The organism is Pseudomonas sp. 9.2(2024), assembly GCF_039695385.1.
GTDB classification, from domain to species: Bacteria; Pseudomonadota; Gammaproteobacteria; order Pseudomonadales; family Pseudomonadaceae; genus Aquipseudomonas; species Aquipseudomonas paraglycinae.
The window spans coordinates 3052844-3071424 of the sequence record NZ_CP155585.1 but is presented as its reverse complement, the minus strand read 5'-3'; the positions used below and the strand labels follow the sequence as shown (position 1 = coordinate 3071424).

At 62.9% G+C, this 18581-nt stretch carries 14 protein-coding genes; 10 read left to right on the top strand and 4 right to left on the bottom strand.

The genetic code is table 11. The annotated features are described in order from the left end of the window. Window positions 1-23: 23 nt before the first annotated feature. From ABFB52_RS13780 to ABFB52_RS13765, 4 genes are all read left to right on the top strand, one after another. Entirely contained in the window at window positions 24-956 is a 933-nt protein-coding gene (locus tag ABFB52_RS13780) for an AraC family transcriptional regulator (RefSeq protein WP_129973644.1), read from the top strand. 78 nt (window positions 957-1034) lie between these two features. After that, entirely contained in the window at window positions 1035-1490 is a 456-nt protein-coding gene (locus tag ABFB52_RS13775) for a (2Fe-2S)-binding protein (RefSeq protein ID WP_085611777.1), read from the top strand. Continuing rightward, window positions 1490-3739: a molybdopterin cofactor-binding domain-containing protein gene (locus ABFB52_RS13770; RefSeq protein ID WP_129973643.1), complete on the top strand. Its 2250-nt coding sequence runs from the start codon at window positions 1490-1492 to the stop codon at window positions 3737-3739. Before ABFB52_RS13775 ends, ABFB52_RS13770 begins: the two co-directional genes overlap by 1 nt. 17 nt (window positions 3740-3756) lie before the next feature. Beyond that, window positions 3757-5109 (top strand): cytochrome c, encoded by a 1353-nt coding sequence (locus ABFB52_RS13765; protein ID WP_085747373.1) that lies wholly within the window; start codon window positions 3757-3759, stop codon window positions 5107-5109. A gap of 70 nt (window positions 5110-5179) precedes the next feature. Here the strand turns inward: ABFB52_RS13765 and ABFB52_RS13760 are convergent, their stop codons facing one another. After that, on the bottom strand, window positions 5180-6970 hold the full coding sequence (locus ABFB52_RS13760) for a thiamine pyrophosphate-requiring protein (protein ID WP_129973642.1): 1791 nt from the start codon (window positions 6968-6970) through the stop codon (window positions 5180-5182). Between the two features lie 263 nt (window positions 6971-7233). Between ABFB52_RS13760 and ABFB52_RS13755 the strand changes: the two genes are divergently transcribed. After that, a complete protein-coding gene (locus ABFB52_RS13755) occupies window positions 7234-7653 on the top strand; it encodes an organic hydroperoxide resistance protein (RefSeq protein ID WP_085747375.1) in 420 nt (139 codons plus the stop codon). 124 nt (window positions 7654-7777) lie between these two features. Here ABFB52_RS13755 and ABFB52_RS13750 read toward each other — a convergent pair whose 3' ends face one another. Then, window positions 7778-8218: a hypothetical protein gene (locus ABFB52_RS13750; RefSeq protein ID WP_085747376.1), complete on the bottom strand. Its 441-nt coding sequence runs from the start codon at window positions 8216-8218 to the stop codon at window positions 7778-7780. Between the two features lie 404 nt (window positions 8219-8622). Between ABFB52_RS13750 and ABFB52_RS13745 the strand changes: the two genes are divergently transcribed. Beyond that, window positions 8623-10797 carry a TonB-dependent siderophore receptor gene (locus ABFB52_RS13745; protein WP_129973641.1) on the top strand — a complete coding sequence of 725 codons (2175 nt, stop codon included), beginning with the start codon at window positions 8623-8625 and terminating at the stop codon, window positions 10795-10797. Here ABFB52_RS13745 and ABFB52_RS13740 read toward each other — a convergent pair. Together ABFB52_RS13740 and ABFB52_RS13735 are read right to left on the bottom strand one after the other, a co-directional pair. Further along, entirely contained in the window at window positions 10794-11711 is a 918-nt protein-coding gene (locus ABFB52_RS13740) for a LysR family transcriptional regulator (protein ID WP_129973640.1), read from the bottom strand. The genes ABFB52_RS13745 and ABFB52_RS13740 overlap by 4 nt on opposite strands. Window positions 11712-11811: 100 nt before the next feature. Then, window positions 11812-13011, bottom strand: a complete 1200-nt coding sequence (locus ABFB52_RS13735; RefSeq protein WP_129973639.1) for an MFS transporter — start codon at window positions 13009-13011, stop codon at window positions 11812-11814. A 308-nt stretch (window positions 13012-13319) separates the two neighbouring features. On the opposite strand from ABFB52_RS13735, the gene ABFB52_RS13730 reads away from it, so the two are divergent. From ABFB52_RS13730 to ABFB52_RS13715, 4 genes are all read left to right on the top strand, one after another. Continuing rightward, window positions 13320-14579, top strand: coding sequence for a c-type cytochrome (locus ABFB52_RS13730; RefSeq protein ID WP_129973638.1), 1260 nt, complete (start codon window positions 13320-13322; stop codon window positions 14577-14579). Continuing rightward, window positions 14576-15049 carry a (2Fe-2S)-binding protein gene (locus tag ABFB52_RS13725; protein WP_102718328.1) on the top strand — a complete coding sequence of 158 codons (474 nt, stop codon included), beginning with the start codon at window positions 14576-14578 and terminating at the stop codon, window positions 15047-15049. The genes ABFB52_RS13730 and ABFB52_RS13725 overlap by 4 nt, the downstream gene beginning before the upstream one ends. Then, window positions 15046-17283, top strand: a complete 2238-nt coding sequence (locus ABFB52_RS13720) for a molybdopterin cofactor-binding domain-containing protein (protein WP_129973637.1) — start codon at window positions 15046-15048, stop codon at window positions 17281-17283. Before ABFB52_RS13725 ends, ABFB52_RS13720 begins: the two co-directional genes overlap by 4 nt. A gap of 150 nt (window positions 17284-17433) precedes the next feature. Then, on the top strand, window positions 17434-18549 hold the full coding sequence (locus tag ABFB52_RS13715) for an alkene reductase (RefSeq protein ID WP_129973636.1): 1116 nt from the start codon (window positions 17434-17436) through the stop codon (window positions 18547-18549). Window positions 18550-18581: the final 32 nt, after the last annotated feature.

Sequence of the window (18581 nt, the reverse complement as noted above, 5' to 3'; positions counted from 1 at the left end):
TTCGGTCAAAGGAGCGAGCCCACATGATCCCGACCCCTCAGCCCCAGGAATCACCTTTGGCACGGCACATCGACCCGCGTGTGAACGCACCGGGTGACTTCGCCACTTCGATACCCGGGCTGTCGCTGTTTCGTCGCGACCAGCCGGCGCCCCCCGTTGTGTGCATGATCGAACCCAGCCTGATTCTCGTGGGTCGCGGCGAAAAGCGCTTGTGGGTCGGCGGTGAGGGCTACAGCTATGACCCGTCGCGGTTTCTGGTCACGTCGCTGGACCTGCCCGCCAACTCCGAAGTAATGCTCGCCACTCCCGAATGGCCCTGTGTCGGCCTTGTGCTGAAACTGGATGTCAGCATGCTTGCCGAGGTCATTACCAAGAGCGGCTTGCCCGCGAAACGCCAGCCATCAACGGGTACGGGCGCTGCGATTGGCAGCCTGTCGTCAGCGTTGGAGGACGCGCTCGATCGCCTGCTGGCATTGCTCGATGAACCCGAGGCGATCCCGGTCCTGGCGCCGCTGATTCTGCGAGAAATCCACTATCGGCTGCTCCACACCGACCAAGGCCCGCGACTGCGGCAGATCACTGCCGTCGACGGTCAGGGTTATCGCATCGCCAAGGCCATCGACTGGCTCAAGGTCAACTACACCGATGCCCTGCGCATCGATGATCTGGCCGCGCGGGTGCAGATGAGCGCGCCGACCTTTCACCATCATTTCCGCCAGCTCACCGGCATGAGTCCGCTGCAGTACCAGAAATGGCTGCGGCTCAACGAAGCGCGCCGACTGATGCTGATCGAGCGCCTCGATGTGTCGCGGGCAGCGTTTGCGGTCGGCTATGAAAGCCCTTCGCAGTTCAGCCGCGAATACGGCCGTCTGTTCGGCACCGCGCCGAGTCGTGACATGGCCCTTTTGCGCGGGCAGCCCTTCGAGGCAGAAGCGCTCGGCACAGTCGCGAATTGAACGAAAACCGGTGATGCGCCTCGCCGCGTGTCACCGCTCATAACAATGCACGTCAACCGATGATCAAGCGGGTGAACCATGGAACTGCGAATCAACCAGAAGACCTATCAGGTCGATGCCGACGCCGATACGCCCCTGCTGTGGGTGATCCGCGATGATCTGGGCATGACCGGCACCAAGTACGGCTGCGGACTGGCGCAATGCGGCGCCTGCTCGGTGCTGGTGGACGGCAACGTCGTGCGCTCGTGCGTCACGCCGGTGGCGGGTGTGGTTGGTCGCGAGGTCACCACCATTGAAGCCATCGAAACCGACGACGTGGGCAAACGAGTCGTCTCGACCTGGGTCGATCTGCAGGTCGCCCAGTGCGGCTACTGCCAGTCCGGGCAGGTGATGGCTGCCACCGCGCTGCTCAAGCAGAACCCCAAACCGAGTGATGCGCAGATCGAGGCGGCGATGGTCAATCTGTGCCGCTGCGGTACTTACAACGCCATTCATGCCGCCGTGCATGAACTTGCCGGCAAGGGGGACGCGTGATGAACGTTCGTATCGACCCTTCACAACACGCTTCACTACTGGATCTGCACGAACCGATCAATGTGTCGCGCAGACGCTTCCTGACCGGTACCGCCGTCGGCGCGCTGGTGCTCGGCTTCGGTCTCCCACTCGGTTCGACACGCGTGCAAGCTGCAGCGGCGACGACGGCCGAGCGTGGCACGCAGGTCCCGGCGTTTCTCGAGATCCGTCCGGACAACCGCGTGCGTCTGCTCTGCCCGTTCATGGAAGGCGGACAAGGGACGTTCACCGCCATGGCGCAGATCGTCGGTGAAGAACTGGATGCCGATCCGGCGACCTTCCTGGTCGAAGCCGCCCCGCCCGGCGAGGCCTACGTAGTCATGGAGAACGGCATGCGCATCACCGGCGGCAGTATGTCGGTGCGCATGAGTTACCCGGTCATGCGTCGCCTCGGCGCCCTTGCCCGCGCCATGCTGTTGCAGGCCGGCGCGCAGCAACTGGGCGTGCCGGTAAGTGAATTGACCACCGAGCCTGGCAAAGTCGTGCACGCCAAGTCGGGCCGCTCGCTGGCCTACGGTGAACTGGCCGAGCGCGCGATGGATCTGCCGGTACCCGATCCGGCCTCGGTGAAGCTGCGCGATCCGAATCAGTTCCGCTGGATCGGCAAACCGGTGAAGCGTCTCGACGCTTACGACAAATCCACGGGCAAGGCGCCGTACAGCATCGATCTGAAAGTCGACGACATGCTGCATGCCGCCGTTCAACATGCCCCGCGCCTGGGGATGACCGTGGGCAACTTGCGCAACGAAGACCAGGTCAAGGCGATGAAAGGCGTGCATTCCGTGCACCGTCTGCCGGGTGCCGTGGCGGTGGTTGCCGAGCGCTGGTGGCACGCCAAACGTGCCGTCGAGGCGATCCAGGTGGACTGGCAAGAGCCGACGGCCGACAGCAAAGTACGGCCGATGCCCGCCGACTTTTCCAGCGATGCCTGGTTCAAGCGCCTCGCCGAAGACAAGGGCCCGGCCAAAGATGATGAAAACGAAGGCGACGTGGCTGCGATGCTCAAGGGAAGCAAAACCCTGATCGATGCCACTTACCACAACCAGTATTTGAACCACGGCCAACTGGAGCCTCCGTCGGCATTGGCCCGATTCAATCCGGACGGTTCGCTGGAAGTCTGGCTGCCGAATCAGGCGCCGGACATGTTCCGCACCGATATCGCCAAACGCACCGGGCTCGATCCGTCACGCATCACCTTGCATTCGCCGCTGCTGGGCGGGTTCTTCGGTCGGCATTTCCTCTACGACTCGGCCAGTCCCTACCCTCAGGCCATCGCGCTGGCCAAAGCGGTTGGGCGCCCGGTCAAACTGATCTGGAGTCGCGAAGAAGAGTTCCTGCGTGACGTGCTTCGACCGGTGGCGGCGGTGAATTTCCGCGCCGCGCTGGACAACGAAGGCTGGCCGCTGGCAATCGAAGCGGTCAGTGCCACCGAAGGGCCGACCGAAGCCCTCGCCGGCAAGCAAGGTGAAAAGCTCGATCCGACCGCGCTTGAAGGCTTGTCGGGCAAGTCCTACGCGATCCCCAACAAACGCATCGCACAGATCTACGTCAAAGGCCCGGCGATGCTCGGCTACTGGCGTTCGGTGGGTAATTCGCTCAACGACTTCTTCTACGAGTCGTTCCTCGATGAACTGGCCGACAAGGGCGGCAAGGACCCGTTCGACCTGCGCCTGCATTTGCTGCGCGACAACCAACGGTTGACCACCTTGCTGCAAGCGGTGGGTGAACTGTCGGGCGGCTGGAAGCGCGGCCCGTTTACTGCCGAGGACGGCAGCCGACGTGCGCGAGGGGTGGCCATGGCTTCGCCGTTCGGTACGGAGACGGCAGTGATCGCCGAGGTGTCCATCGAGAACGGCCAGGTCAAGGTGCATGACATCTGGCAAGCGATTGACCCGGGCAGCATCGTCAACCCGGCGATTGTCGAGGCTCAGGTCAATGGCGCCGTGGCGCTGGGACTGTCGCAGACGCTGGTGGAAGAAGCCGTGTGGATTGATGGCAAACCCCGGGCGCGCAACTACGACTTGTATCCGATCCTGCCGCCTGCGCGGATGGCACGGGTCCATGTGCGCGTGGTCGAGAGCGGGGAAAAAATGGGTGGCATCGGTGAGCCGCCGTTGCCTGCCGTCGCGCCTGCTGTCGCCAATGCGGTGGCAGCGCTGACCGGTCAGCGGGTGCGCAGCCTGCCCATGAGCCGACATACTTTCACTTGATCAGCGCCGGAGCGTTCATGAATAACAGCCGATTCGCAAGAACCGCTGGCTGGCTGGCGGTGCCGTGCCTGCTCGCGGCAGGCCTTCTGGCCTGGTACGTCACCCGCGAGCCAGTCTCGCGCCTGGAGAACCATCAGATCGCCGTGGCCGACATCGACCCGGCTTTGGTCGCCCGTGGCGAATACGTCGCCAGGCTCAGCGATTGCGTAGCCTGTCACAGCGTGCCGGGCGGCGCGCCATTCGCCGGTGGGCTGGAAATGGCCACGCCGCTGGGCGCGATCCATGCGACCAATATCACCCCGGACACGGAAACCGGCATCGGCCACTACAGCTTGGCGGACTTCGACCGTGCCGTTCGCCACGGCGTGGCCCCCGACAGTCGCCGTCTGTACCCGGCGATGCCCTACCCGTCCTACGCCAAGCTCAGTGATGAAGACGTACGAGCGCTGTATGCGTTTTTCATGAAAGGCGTAGCGCCGGTCAAACAGGCGAACATCCCCAGTGCGATTCCGTTTCCGCTGAACCTGCGTTGGCCGATTGCGCTGTGGAACGGTGTATTTGTTGACGCCGAACCTTATGTGACCAAACCGACGCAGGATGAACGATGGAACCGCGGTGCTTATCTCGTGCAGGGCGCCGGGCACTGCGGCAGTTGCCACACGCCGCGCAGCCTGGCGTTCAACGAGAAGGCACTGGATGAGTCCGGCAAGCCATACCTCGCCGGCGCCCTGCTCGATGGCTGGTACGCCCCGAGCCTGCGTGATGATCACAACACCGGACTGGGCCGCTGGAGCGAGCAAGAGATCGTGCAGTTCCTCAAGACCGGTCGCAACCAGCACGCGGTGGTCTACGGCTCGATGACCGAGGCGTTCAACAACTCCACGCAGTTCATGAGCGATGACGATCTGACGGCCATTGCCCACTACCTGAAGTCGCTTCCCGGTGATCGCGAACGCGATGGTGCACCTTGGCAGTATCAAGCGGTTTCGGCAGCGCAACGTCTGGACTCGCCCGGTGCGCAGACCTACGTGACGCGCTGTGCGTCGTGCCACGGTCTGGACGGCAAGGGTCAATCGCAATGGATGCCGCCGCTGGCGGGCGCCACCTCGGCATTGGCCAAGGAAAGTGCCTCGGCAATCAACATCACTCTGAATGGTTCGCAACGAGTGGTGGCGGCCGGCGTACCGGATGCCTATCGCATGCCGGCCTTCCGTGAGCAGCTGTCGGATCAGCAGATCGCCGAGGTGCTGACTTTTATGCGCAGCACCTGGGGCAATCACGGCAACGCTGTGGATGCGAACACGGTTGGCAAACTGCGTGAGCACACCGATCCGGCCAGCAGCAGTCCGATCATCCTGCAGATGCGTTAAGACGAAATGGACGCGGTCGGGTTCGAAGCCAAGGGCAGTACGACAGAGACGATCCTCGCCACGCTGAAGCTTATTTGGGCTTACCGGGCAATACCGCCCCCAATACCTGTTTAGCCGTTTGCACGATGACACCCGCTTCGTCCGGGTCGCCCTTGAGCAGGGTAGTGGCGAATTTCTTCGCCTGTTCCAGCTTGATATGCGGAGGCAGCGGCGGCACGTTCGGGTCGGTCTTGAATTCGATGACGACCGGCACCTCCGAGGCGAACGCCTTTTCCCAGGCAGCGGCGACGTCTTCTTCCCGATCGACAAAAATGCCTTTGAGACCGATGGAGATGGCGAACAAGTGGTAAGGCACATCCGGAATACTTTGCGACGCTGTGAATTTCGGGTCGCCCTCCATCACGCGCTGCTCCCAGGTGACCTGATTCAAATCCTCGTTGTTGAACACGGCGCAGATCCACTTCGGGCTGTCCCACTGCCGCCAGTATTTGGCGACCGTTATCAGTTCGGCCATGTTGTTCATCTGCATGGCGCCATCGCCGACCAAGGCGATCACCGGCCGTTGCGGGAAAGCGAACTTCGCCGCGATCGCGTAGGGCACGGCGGCTCCCATCGAGGCCAGGCCACCGGAAAGCGAGCACTTCATGCCCTTGCGGATTTTCAGGTCACGGGCGAACCAGTTGGCGCAAGAACCGGAGTCGCTGGTGATGATGGCCTGCTCGGGTAACCGCGGGGACAACTCGTACACCACCCGTTGTGGGTTAACCGGATCGGCCTTGGCCATGGCGCGCTTCTCAAGGGTTTTATCCCAGCTCGCCCGCCAGCCTTCGATCTTTTTACGCCACTTGCGCAGCGGCTTGTGTTCGAGCAACGGTGCCAGTGCCGCGAGGGTCTCGGCTGCATCGCCAACCAGATTGACTTCCATCGGGTAGCGCAGACTTAGCATGTCGGGCTGCAAATCGATCTGGACCCCGCGCGCCTGCCCCTCCTTCGGCAGGAATTCGGCATAGGGAAACCCCGATCCGATCATCAGCAGGGTGTCGCACTCCGTCATCAGTTTGTAGCTCGGTTCTGTACCGAGCAGACCGATGCAGCCCGTGACCCAGGGCAACTCGTCCGGCAACACCGCTTTACCGAGCAGCGCCTTTGCCACTCCGGCGCCCAGTTTCTCGGCAATCGCAAACACTTGCTCGCTGGCTTGCAGCGCTCCGGCACCCACCAGAATCGCCACCTTCTCCCCTGCATTCAGCACGTCGGCGGCACGTTGCAGATCCGCGTCGTAAGGCAGCACCTTCGGCTTGCTGTAACCGATCCCGGAATGCGCGGAGCCATGGGCCCGCGCGGGGGCCTTGTACTCGATGTCCTGCAAGTCGTTCGGCAATATCAGCGCCGTCACCCGGCGTTCGCCGACCGCCGTGCGTACCGCGCGATCCAGTAGGTGCCGGACCTGCGAAGGTGCCGAAGCCTGCTGCACGAATGCTCCGGCCACGTCCTTGAACATCGAGACCAGATCCAGCTCCTGCTGATAATGGCTGCCCAGTGCCGTGCGCGCCTGCTGCCCGACAATCGCCAGCACCGGCATGTGGTCCAGCCGAGCGTCGTAAAGTCCGGTGATCAGGTGCGAGGCGCCGGGGCCGGATGTCGCGATGCACACACCCAGTTCACCAGTGAATTTGGCATGGGCGGACGCCATGAACGCCGCCATTTCCTCGTGACGCGCCTGGACGAACTCGATCTTGCCACCTGCCCGGCTCAACGCACCGAAGACGCCGTTGATACCGTCGCCGGGATAACCAAAAATTCGTGTCACACCCCATTGGCTCAGGCGCTCGACCAGAAAATCACCCACTGTCACCGTCATGTCCGACCTCATCTTTTCATTGCGTATGACATCCCGGTGCGCCGACATCCACGACACGCTCGGGAGATGTAAAGGTCTGGACAGCCTGGCGGACGGCGAAGTTTCGATTAGTTGCGCCCTTGATCCCTCCCACGCCGATACAGGCTACAGAGCGATACAAAAACTCCGCTGCACGACACATCTCGGGTACATGCCAATGCAAAAGTGTGAGCCATCGGAACCTCCGCTGTCCGACATCCCCCATCACTCAGGCAGGTATTTCCATGATCAATCAACTCGACACCGTGCTGTACACCGGCAAGACCCGCACCACCGGCGGGCGCGATGGCGCATCGCGCAGTTCGGACGGCAACCTGGACATCAAGCTCTCGCCACCCGGTTCAAATGGTAGCGGCACCAATCCGGAACAACTGTTGGCAGCCGGTTGGTCGGCCTGCTTCATCGGCGCCATGGGCAAGGCAGCCGCGGCACAGAAGATCAGGCTTCCGGCGGAGGTGGCGGTCGAAACCGAAATCGATCTGGGCAAGGCCGGCGATGCATTCTTTCTTCAGGCGCGCTTGAGTGTCAGCCTGCCGGGGCTGGAGCCTTCGGTCGCTCAGGCGCTGGTGGACGCTGCGCATCAGACCTGCCCTTACTCAAAGGCCACTCGTGGCAACATCGACGTCACCCTGCGGCTGATCTGAATCAGCCCTGTTTGATCCGAAAAACCGCCCGATGCACGGCTTCGGGCGGTTCTTTTTACAGGGTTGGAGCGATGCCGCTCCTCCGGTTCAAACAACCAGAGGAGCGAAACGGTCATTCAACGATTTACGCAAACGACGTCTCGTGCTCGCTTTCGTGGACGTAAATCCACGAGATTCCCGATGGCGAATCCGGGTCGAGGCGCATCAGCGCCGAGTCGACTTTCTTCTTGGTAATCCCGTTCTTGACCAGGTCGAAAACCGTCAGGAAGCAGTCACCGGGAAGTGGCGTGATCGAGAGATTGATGATGTGTGATTCAGGGCTTCCGGCACGTTTGCCGTGCAGCCCCCAAAGGCGTTCCCAGTAGTTCTCCCGGTCCATGATCTGACCATCCGTGAGCACCACCCGGAAATCATTCGCCAGGGCATCGTACAAAGGCTTGATCGCCTCTTCCGACTGGGAAGCCACGCCGCGCGACCACGGGAAAAAGAGGTTGTACCAGCGGTACACCTCGGCTTGCACCAGCGCTGTTTTATCGGTTGTTTCGGTGACTCGGCTGATTGCCATCTGCGTTCTCCTTAACGAGTTCAAAGGCGCGGGTTTCCGTTACGCATCGCCGGAGCGACGCTCCGCGCCTCATTCAAGATCCATCCTGAAATCAACGTCACGGGGCCAGTTCGAATTCGCTTCAATGACTTCAGAATTTCGCCTGTCATTTGGCTGACCCGGCCACAAAAGTAGACGCCAACCTGCTGGATTGCATAGGAAGCTGACAAACGGCTTTTCGGTTGGCTGTGCTGCAACGTCCGTACTTGAGCGGTTCGGTAATGACTCAAGCCCACCGCCCTCTCCCGTTGCGCAATTTCACATTTTTTTCACGAAGCGCTTTGTTGCGGTAAAAAACCCTGACACAATTATTGGCAATGATTCTCAACTGCTCTTTGTTTGCTATTTAAAATCAGGAAGCCTCAATGTCGCGTCCCATCTCGCAGAGTCGTTTCACCCCGTCACGCAACCTCCTGTCCATGGCCATCTGCATGGCCGTCATGGCCACGGCGCTGGCCGATGAAACCCGCGAGGTGCAAGACGCTGCCCCACCCGCCACCCTCGAACTCGGCGCGACTGCAATCACATCCACCCAACTGGGCAGTACCACCGAAGGCTCGGAGTCGTACACCACCGGCACCATGGCCACCGCCACCAAACTGCCGTTGACCCTGCGCGAAACACCGCAAGCCGTGACCGTCATCACGCGTCAGCGCATGGACGATCAGGCGATGACCAGCATCAACGACGTGGTCAACGCCACGCCTGGGCTGTTCCTCGACTACTCCAACGGCCCAGGCCGACAGGCCTATAAAGCCCGGGGTTTCAACATCGACAACCTGATGTACGACGGCATTCCAAGCGGCTACAACGGCGTGAACGTCGGCTCCCAGCCGAATCTGGCGATGTTCGATCGGGTCGAGGTGGTCCGCGGTGCGACCGGTCTGGTCACCGGTGCCGGCAACCCTTCGGCGGCGATCAACCTGGTGCGCAAACGGCCATTGGCCGAGCAGCGCGTCACCCTGACCGGCGCCGCCGGAACCTGGGACAACTATCGCGGCGAGCTCGATGCTTCCAGCCCGCTCAACGACAGCGGCACCCTGCGCGGCCGGGTGGTCACGTCCTACCACGACGCCAACAGCTTCATCGATGACGTCGACGAGCAACACAACCTGTTCTACGCCGTCACCGAAGCCGATCTGAGCGACGACACCACCCTGACCCTCGGTTTCTCGCACCAAAAGGACAGGACCAACTACTTTTGGGGTTCATCAATGATCGGCCTCGACGGCCATCACCTCGACCTGCCGCGCTCGTATAACCCCGGCACCTCCTGGGAAGACAAGGATCAGGAGATCAACACGGTCTTCGCCGAGATCCGTCAGCAACTGGCCAACGACTGGAAGCTGCAGGTCAACGCCAACTATTCCGAGCAGAACGCGCTGTTCTCCGGCTCGTACCAGTCGCGCTGGGTCAACGACACCCTGGCCCGCACGGTTTACCAGTCCAAGGCCGATGAAAACCAGGCAGGTCTCGACGCCTTCTTCAGCGGCCCGTTCGAAGCCTTCGGACGCAGCCATGAACTGGTGGTCGGCGCCAGCAAACGCATCTACGACCTGACCACCCACAACTACTCGCCGTACGACACCAACTGGCCGATCAACGCCGGCAAGCCGGACTTCGTCCACACCAACAACACACGTGAAGTCACCACTCAGGACGGCGTGTACCTGACCACCCGCCTGAGCCTGGCCGACCCGCTGAAGCTGATCCTCGGCGGGCGTCTGGACTGGTACGACTACGACAACCGCGATGGCGACGGCGATTACAAAGTCACCCGCAACGTCACCCGCTATGCCGGCCTGATCTACGAGCTGGACGACCATCATTCGGTGTACGCCAGCTACAGCGACATCTTCACCCCGCAGAGCAACAAGGGCACCTCCGGTAACCCGGTCAAGCCGATCGTGGGCAAGAACTACGAGGTCGGCATCAAGGGCGAATACCTGGGCGGCGCGCTGAACGCCAGCCTCGCCGTGTTCCGTGTCGATCAGGAAAACCGCGCGGTGCAGGTGTTCGTGCCGAACTGCCCGCAGTCTTCCTGCTATGACGCCTCCGGCGAGATCCGCAGCCAGGGTATCGACCTCGAGCTGCAAGGCGCGCTCACCGACAACTGGCAGATCGGCGGCGGCTACACCTACGCCCGCACGCACACCATCAAAGACGAGGCGAACCCGCAGAACGTCAACAAGCAGTTCGACACCGACACCCCGGAGCACCTGTTCAAGCTCACCACCCGCTATAACTTCCAGGGACCGCTGGAAAAACTGCGTGTGGGCGGCAACATCTCTTGGCAGAGCCGCATGTACAACGACATCGAACTGCTCGATGGCGGCAACTACCGCCTCAAGCAAGGCGCGTACGCCGTGACCGACCTGATGGCCGGCTACCGGGTCAATGACAACCTCGACCTGCAACTCAACGCCAACAACATCTTCGACCGCAAGTACTACTCCACCATCGCCAACTCCGTCAGCTACGGCGGCGACAGTTATGGCACGCCGCGCAACATGATGCTGACGGCCAAGTACACCTTCTAGGTCTTCTGAGCGCAGGGACGCGCCAGAATGTCTTCCAGAAAGTCGATGAACACATTGATACGACTGGAGCCCCGGTGATTGGGCAGATACAACGCATTGATGCAGCAGCTCGCATTACCGGGATTGACTTCATACCCCTCCAGCAGCCGCGTCAAACGACCGGCCTCGACATCGGCGCGCACCAGCCAGTCCGCCAGCAGGGCCACCCCGCGCCCCGCCACCGCCGCTTCGCGCAGGATATCGGCGTTGTTGCTTTGCAGGCGGCCATGGACATTGAGCTGGATGGTTTCCTCGTCGCCCTGGAACGTCCAGTGCTGGTGCGAACCACCGTAGTCGAAGCGCAGGCATTGATGCTCAAGCAAGTCACGTGGATGCGCCGGCACAGCGTGACCGCTCAGGTAATCCGGACTCGCCACCACCCAGCGCTGGAAGCCGCCCACGCGTTTGCTGACGATATCGTCACTGACCACCGACGATCCCAGGCGCACCGAGACATCGATCTGCTCGCTCAGCAGATCGCTGACCTGATCGCTCAACGACACACTGATTTCAAGCCCCGGATGGCGGTCGAGCAATACTCCCAGTTGCGGCGCAATGATCTGTCGGCCGAACTCCACCGGCACGCTGATGCGCAGGCGTCCCTGCGCCTCGCTGCCCCGGTCGGCGACAACCGCGTCGGCCTCATCGATGGCATCGAGAATGGCCACCGCTTTCTCGAAATAGGTTTGGCCGGCGACCGTCACGCTGGTGTTGCGTGTGGTGCGGTTGAGCAGGCTCGCGCCCAACTCGTGTTCCAGCCCCGCCACCTGGCGCGTCACCGAAGAGGTGGAGATGCCGAGTTTGCGCGCCGCCGAGGAGTAACCACCGCAACGTACGGTTTCAACGAACATCTTCAGTGCCAGCAACTTGTCCATAAGTGGAGCCCGATCGAAAGGAAACGGTGATGATTGTGCATCACCATTCGCCAATCGTCTTGTAGGACCGTGCTTCATCGGACTCAGCGGTGCCTGAGGTTCAGGCATCGGCCTTGCGGCTCAGGAACAGCGCCAGAGCCAGGGCCGGCAGCAACGCCACGGTCACGGCGGACAGGTTCCAGCCGAAATGCTCGTAGAGCGGACTGGCGACCAGCGATCCCAGAGCACCGCCGACGAAGATGCTGGTCATGTACACGGCATTCAGGCGGGCCCGGCTGTGCGGATCAATGGCGTACACCTCGCGCTGGCCCAGCACCATGTTCAGCTGCACGGCGAAGTCCAGCAGCACCGCGCAAACCACCAGCCAGATATAGCTGCTGCCCGGCAGCGCGGCGATCAGCAACGAGGCCGGCGCCAGCAACAGTGCCACGAGCGTCCCGCGCCGACCGTGCCCGGCATCGGCCAGCCGCCCGGCAATCGGCGCTGCGACCGCGCCGACGGCGCCGACCAGGGCAAATATCGCCACCTGTGCCTGACTGAAACCGTGGTGCCGCATCAACTCGATCGGTGCGAGGGTCCAGAACAGGCTGAAGCTGGCGAACAGCAAGCCCTGATACAGCGAACGCTGACGCAGAACCGCGTGCCGACGGGCCAGCGCAAACACCGAGCCGATCAGCGCAGCGTACGTCGCCTGATGGCTCGGGACGCGGCGCGGCAAGGCAATTGCCATGATCAGGGCGATGACAGCCATCAGCGCCGCTGCGCTGAAAAACACCCCGCGCCAGCCGAACACTTCCACCAGCAGACTCGACAGTGGCCGCGACAGCAGAATGCCCAGCAACAGGCCACTCATGATGTTGCCTACCACCCGGCCACGTGTTGCCTCGGGCGCCAGATGCGCGGCCAACGGCACCAGGATCTGCACCGCCACCGAAGTCAGGCCGATCAGCAAAGACAGGACAAGGAACATCGACGGCGAATGCGTCAGACCAGCGCACAACAGGGTCACGCTCGCCGCCAGGGTAAAGCCCACCACCAGCCGACGGTTTTCCATCAGGTCGGCCAGCGGCACCAGCAACAGCAGCCCCAGTGCATAACCGAACTGCGTGAGTGAAACGATCAGACTGGCATTGGCACTGGACAGGCCGATCTGCGGCGCGATCAGTTCGACGATCGGCTGAGCGTAATAAAGGTTGGCCACGACCGCGCCGCAGCAGAATGCCAGGAACGCGACCATCAGGCCGGAAAGAGAAGCGGATGGTTCGGCCTTGGCCGCCGCTGCCGGATTGCCCGTAAGCATGATGACACCTCAATGAGTTGGGAAAGTGACGCCAAGGCTAGGGGCTGTGCGGGCGTTCGAGTATCCATCCCTCGGGCAATTGAGTGATGCGCCAAATGCAACGACCCTCGGCGTTGCACTTGGCGCAACGTGCTATTGCGCGGTCCAGCAATACTCGGACGTTTGCACCTTCTCTACCCTTGGGCACCAGGCGCAGGGCTTTGCATCGGCGCCCTTCCCCGGTCGTTCAAGGAGTTGTCGAAGATGCCGAATCCGTCCCTCACGCCCACCGCGTGCCGCTTGGGCCAACGCTCATGAACGGCCAATTCATGAAATCCAGAGCACTGTGGGTCAGCGCGGCAGCCCTCGCGTCGATAGGTGCAATCGCGGCCCTGGCGCTGATGTGGCGGCCGGCAATTGCGCCGGTCGAGCGCCCGCAAACCTTCGATTCCGCACAACTGCAACGCGGCGCGCGCGTCGTCGAGGCGGGCGACTGTGCGGTGTGTCACACGCGGCCCGGCGGCCAATACCTGGCCGGCGGACTGCCTTTGGTGACGCCGTTCGGCACCCTCTACAGCACCAACATCACCCCGGATCCACAGACTGGCATCGGCCACTGGTCGCTGCCGGCCTTCGAGCGGGCGATGCGTGAAGGGATCTCCCGCGACGGCCACTTCCTGTACCCGGCCTTCCCTTATGTTCATTACCGGCGCATGAGCGGAGACGATATCGCCGACGCCTATGCGTACCTGATGAGCGGCCCCGCGGTGGACTCGCCGCCACAACAGAACCGCATGAACTTCCCGATGAACATCCGGCCACTGGTGTCGTTCTGGAACCTGCTGTTCCTGCATGGAAAACCGCTGACGCCGCTGGCGGAGCAATCGCAGACGTGGAATCGCGGACGTTACCTGGTCGAAGGTCCCGGTCACTGCGCGGGCTGTCATTCGCCGTTGAACCTGATCGGCGCCGAGAAATCCGGCGAAAACCTGGCCGGCGGCAGCGTGGATGGCTGGGACGCGCCGTCACTGCTGGGCATGGCGCACCGGGCAAACCCGTGGAGCAGCGAACAACTGGTGAGTTACCTGCGGGCTGAAGTAGTGGACGGACACGGCACGGCGGCGGGCCCGATGCGCCCGGTCAGTCTCGGTCTGTCGCGCTTGCCCGCAGAAGACGCCCAGGCGATTGCCGAATACCTGCTGAGTCTGCCGGCGAAAACCGCGATCAACGAAATTCCGAGCGCCAGCGCTGAACCTGCGGATCGATCCTCTGGCGCGCTGCTGTTCGCCAGTGCCTGCGCCGGCTGCCATGCCCAAGGCGCGCCGATGCGTGAAATCGACGGCCGCCCGGCACTGGATCGCACCTCGGCGCTGCAGTCCGCCAGCCCGCGCAACTTTGTGAAAACCGTACTCGAAGGCATCCCGGCAGAACCCGGCCAGCCGGGGCCGGTGATGCCCTCGTTCGCCGCCAGTCTCGACAACGCTCAACTCAACGCCCTGGCCGTCTACCTGCGCCATCAGGCCAGCCCCGACCAACCGTGGACCGACCTTCCTGCCACCCTCCAAGCGCTACGTCAGGAGACGAAATGACTCAGATCACCCTCAACGTCAACGGATCTTCCCGGGCTCTCGAGCTGGAACCCGACATGCCGCTGCTCTATGCGCTGCGCAATCACCTGGGCCTGAACGGCGCCAAGTACGGGTGTGGTCTGGGCCAATGCGGTGCCTGCACCGTCATCGTCGATGACCAACCGGTGTTTTCCTGCCTGACACCCTGCGCCGGCCTTGAAGGCAAAAAGGTTCGGACGGTCGAGAGTCTGGGAACCGCCGAACGCCCCGGCTCCCTGCAGCAAGCGTTCATCGACAAACAGGCCGCTCAATGCGGTTACTGCATCGCCGGCATGTTGATGCGTGCGCAGGCATTGCTGGAAAGCAATCCGCATCCCGATGAGCAGACCATTCGCGAACACATGTCCGTCAACCTGTGCCGCTGCGGCACGCACTTGCGCATCATCGAGGCGATCAACCTTGTCGCCCGGCAAAACGGGAGTGCGCAATGACAACGATCAATGAGGTCGATCAGAGTCGCCGTGCGTTCCTGCGCGGGGGCGCCCTGCTGGTAGCGTTTGCTTTGGTGCCGGTCTCACGCCGCGCCCTGGCCGACACCGAAGTCGATACCTTGGGCACTGTGGTGCTGGCACCGGACCTGCCCGGCAGCCTGCGCACCAACCCCTGGCTCGATGCCTGGATCCGCGTCGGCCCCGACGGCATCACCGTCTACACCGGAAAGGTCGAACTGGGCACCGGGGTCAAAACCGCGCTGCTGCAAATTGCCGCTGAACGCCTGGAGGTAGATCCGACCGCGATCAACCTGCTCACCGCCGACACCGCACTGACGCCGAACGAAGGCTACACCGCCGGCAGCCACACGATTTTCGACAGCGGCACGGCGCTGTTCAACGCGGCGGCGCAAGTGCGCGAGATGCTGCTGGAGTCGGCCGGGCGCAGCTGGAACGTTGCGCCGGCGCTGCTGACGACTCGCGACGGCAGCATTCTCGGCCCGACCGGGCAACGCATGTCCTACGCCGACGCCGTGCAGCATGTCGATCTGCACCACTATGCAAAATCCGAGTCGCCCTCGATGCCGCCGGCGTCGTTCAAGCTCATCGGCCATTCGCTGCCACGCCTGGATATCCCGGGCAAAGTCAGCGGCGGCGCGGCGTTCGTGCAGGACATTCGCCTGCCGGGCATGCTCCACGCCCGGGTCATCCGCCCGCCGCGTCCCGGCTGCACGCTGGAAGCCATCGATATTGAATCGATCAAGACGCTGTCGGGGGTGGTGCAGGTGATTCGCGACGGCAATTATCTGGCCGTGGTAGCGCGGGATGAATGGCAAGCGATCAAAGCCATGCGCCATGGATACGCCTCGGCGCGCTGGAGCGGCGGACAGGCGATTCCCGAATCGCGCGACATCCACACCTTGCTCAAACGCCTGCCTTCACGGCGTTATCCGATCAGCCATGAAGGCACGCCCCAAGGCAAAACCGACAACGAATATCGCGCCCGGGTGACCAAGCAGTACCTGATGCATGGTTCGATCGGCCCGTCCTGCGCCGTGGCCTGGTTCAAGGACGGCACCCTCACCGTCTGGACCCACACCCAGGGCGTGTATCCGCTGCGCGCCGGAATCGCCGAAATGCTGCGGTTGCCGCCCGAGCGCGTGCGCTGCATCCACACCGAAGGTTCCGGCTGCTACGGCCACAACGGCGCAGACGATGCCGCGGCTGACGCAGCGCTGGTTGCTATGCGCGTACCGGGCTCGCCGGTGCGGGTGCAGTGGATGCGCGAGCAGGAAAACCTTTGGGAGCCGTACAGCTCGGCGATGGTCAGCGAGGTGCAAGCCAACCTTGATGCGCAAGGTCGGCTGCAGGACTGGAACTATGAGCTGTGGACCACGCCGCACAACGAACGCATCGTCAACGCCGGGCGCTTGCTGCCCGCACGCCTGCTGGCCCGGCCGTTCGCTTCGGCACCCTCGGTGCCGATCGCCCAGCCTGAGGGCGATGGCGATCGTAACGCGGTGCCGCTGTACACCGTGGCCTCTTCGCGGATCGACATGAACTTCGTCACCGAAATGCCGTTCCGCACCTCGGCCATGCGCTCGCTGGGCGCCCACATCAACGTCTTCGCCATCGAAGCCTGTATCGACGAACTCGCCGCCAAGGCCGCAGTCGATCCGGTTGCCCTGCGCCTGGCGCACCTGACAGACCCTCGGGCACGGGCTGTTGTGGAACGGGTGCGCGATGCCGTCGGCTGGCCGCAAAAAAGCAGTGAACCCGGCGCAGGCCTTGGCTTCGCCTTCGCGCGTTACAAAAACATCATGGGTTACTGCGCCATTGCCGTGCGTCTGCGGGTGCATCCGCAGACCGGCGAAGTGCAGATCGATCACGTCGTCACCGCAGTGGACGTGGGACAGATCGTCAGTCCCGATGGCCTGCGCAACCAGGTCGAGGGCGGGATCGTGCAGTCCACCAGCTGGACGCTGTATGAAAAGGTCGCCTATGACGCCGGCGGCATCCGCAGCTACGACTGGAGCGGCTACCCGATCCTGCGCTTCTCGCAAGTGCCCAAAAAGGTCGACGTTCACCTGCTCGACCAGCCGGGGCAACCGTTTCTCGGGGCCGCCGAAATCGTCCAGGGCCCCATGGCCGCCGCCATCGGCAATGCCGTGGCGAATGCCACCGGACGGCGCTGGCTGAACCTGCCCCTGACCCGCTCGCAACAGCCTGCCTGAACCGCGCCACGTTGCATTTCACGCAATGCAGCGTGGCGTCGCGTGTGGATTATCAAGCGCCGGACAGCCGCTTAACGTAGGGCCATCCGGTGTCGGGCCAAATGTCCCGACACCGCCCTGCCGACCCTTTTCGAAGACTGGAGAACCCCCATGACACAACAACTGTTCCGTCCCATCGCCCTCGGCCCCTACACACTTCCCCACCGGGTGGCGATGGCGCCGTTGACCCGCTCCCGTGCCGGGCAACCGGGCGACATCCCGACATCCATGAACGCCGAGTACTACCGCCAGCGGGCGAGCGCCGCGCTGATCATCACCGAGGCAACGCAGATTTCCCGTCAGGGACAGGGTTATGCGTGGACGCCTGGCATCTACAACGACGAACAGGTGCAAGCCTGGCGCGAAGTCAGCAGCCAGGTACACGAGGCCGGCGGGTTGATCTTCATGCAGCTGTGGCATGTGGGCCGCGTATCGCACCCAAGCTTTCAACCGGACAACGCACTGCCGGTGGCGCCGAGCGCATTGCCGGTGCCGGGCAAGACCTTCATCGTCGATGCCGAGGGCAACGGTGTCTGGGGCGACGTGCCAGTGCCACGCGCACTGCAGGTTTCGGAAATCGCCGACATCATCAACGACTACCGCCGCGCCGCCCGCAATGCGCTGAACGCCGGGATGGATGGCGTGGAAATTCACGCCGGCAACGGCTATCTGCTGGACCAGTTCATCAACAGCAACAGCAACCAGCGCACCGACGGTTATGGCGGCCCCCTGGAAAACCGTGCGCGCCTGTTACTGGAAGTGGTGGCCGCCGTGGTCGACGAAGTCGGTGCCGACCGGGTCGGCGTGCGCCTGACGCCCATGGGCCGCTTCATGGGCATGGGTGATGAATCGCCGGAAGCCACGTTCGGCTACATCGTGAGTTCGTTGAACCGCTGGAAACTGGCCTACCTGCATCTGGTCGAGCCCGCCGTGGTCGGCACCGTCAAGGATGAAAACTTCGATCCGCGCTGGGACGCGATCATCGCTCAGTTGCGTGATGCCTGGGCTGGCGTGTTGATGATCGCCGGCGGCTACGACCCCGAGTCGGCGGAACAGGCCCTGGCCGACGGTCGCGCCGACATTATCGCGTTCGGCCGACCGTTCCTGGCCAACCCCGATCTGCCTCGGCGAATCCGCGAAGGCCTGGCGCTCAACACGCCGGACCCGAGCACGTTCTTCGGCGGCGATCAGCGTGGCTATACCGACTACCCGGTTTACGCCCACTGACCCGCTGAACAGCGGACGCAAAAAGGCCTGCC

Excerpts from the sequence above, each read along its gene's own strand:
- ABFB52_RS13745 (WP_129973641.1), top strand. The coding sequence starts at position 8,623 with ATGTCGCGTCCCATCTCGCAGAGTCGTTTCACCCCGTCACGCAACCTC.
- ABFB52_RS13770 (WP_129973643.1), top strand. The coding sequence starts at position 1,490 with ATGAACGTTCGTATCGACCCTTCACAACACGCTTCACTACTGGATCTG.
- ABFB52_RS13775 (WP_085611777.1), top strand. The coding sequence starts at position 1,035 with ATGGAACTGCGAATCAACCAGAAGACCTATCAGGTCGATGCCGACGCC.
- ABFB52_RS13720 (WP_129973637.1), top strand. The coding sequence starts at position 15,046 with ATGACAACGATCAATGAGGTCGATCAGAGTCGCCGTGCGTTCCTGCGC.
- ABFB52_RS13725 (WP_102718328.1), top strand. The coding sequence starts at position 14,576 with ATGACTCAGATCACCCTCAACGTCAACGGATCTTCCCGGGCTCTCGAG.
- ABFB52_RS13740 (WP_129973640.1), bottom strand. The coding sequence starts at position 11,711 with ATGGACAAGTTGCTGGCACTGAAGATGTTCGTTGAAACCGTACGTTGC.
- ABFB52_RS13755 (WP_085747375.1), top strand. The coding sequence starts at position 7,234 with ATGATCAATCAACTCGACACCGTGCTGTACACCGGCAAGACCCGCACC.
- ABFB52_RS13780 (WP_129973644.1), top strand. The coding sequence starts at position 24 with ATGATCCCGACCCCTCAGCCCCAGGAATCACCTTTGGCACGGCACATC.
- ABFB52_RS13730 (WP_129973638.1), top strand. The coding sequence starts at position 13,320 with ATGAAATCCAGAGCACTGTGGGTCAGCGCGGCAGCCCTCGCGTCGATA.
- ABFB52_RS13735 (WP_129973639.1), bottom strand. The coding sequence starts at position 13,011 with ATGCTTACGGGCAATCCGGCAGCGGCGGCCAAGGCCGAACCATCCGCT.
- ABFB52_RS13750 (WP_085747376.1), bottom strand. The coding sequence starts at position 8,218 with ATGGCAATCAGCCGAGTCACCGAAACAACCGATAAAACAGCGCTGGTG.
- ABFB52_RS13715 (WP_129973636.1), top strand. The coding sequence starts at position 17,434 with ATGACACAACAACTGTTCCGTCCCATCGCCCTCGGCCCCTACACACTT.
- ABFB52_RS13760 (WP_129973642.1), bottom strand. The coding sequence starts at position 6,970 with ATGACGGTGACAGTGGGTGATTTTCTGGTCGAGCGCCTGAGCCAATGG.
- ABFB52_RS13765 (WP_085747373.1), top strand. The coding sequence starts at position 3,757 with ATGAATAACAGCCGATTCGCAAGAACCGCTGGCTGGCTGGCGGTGCCG.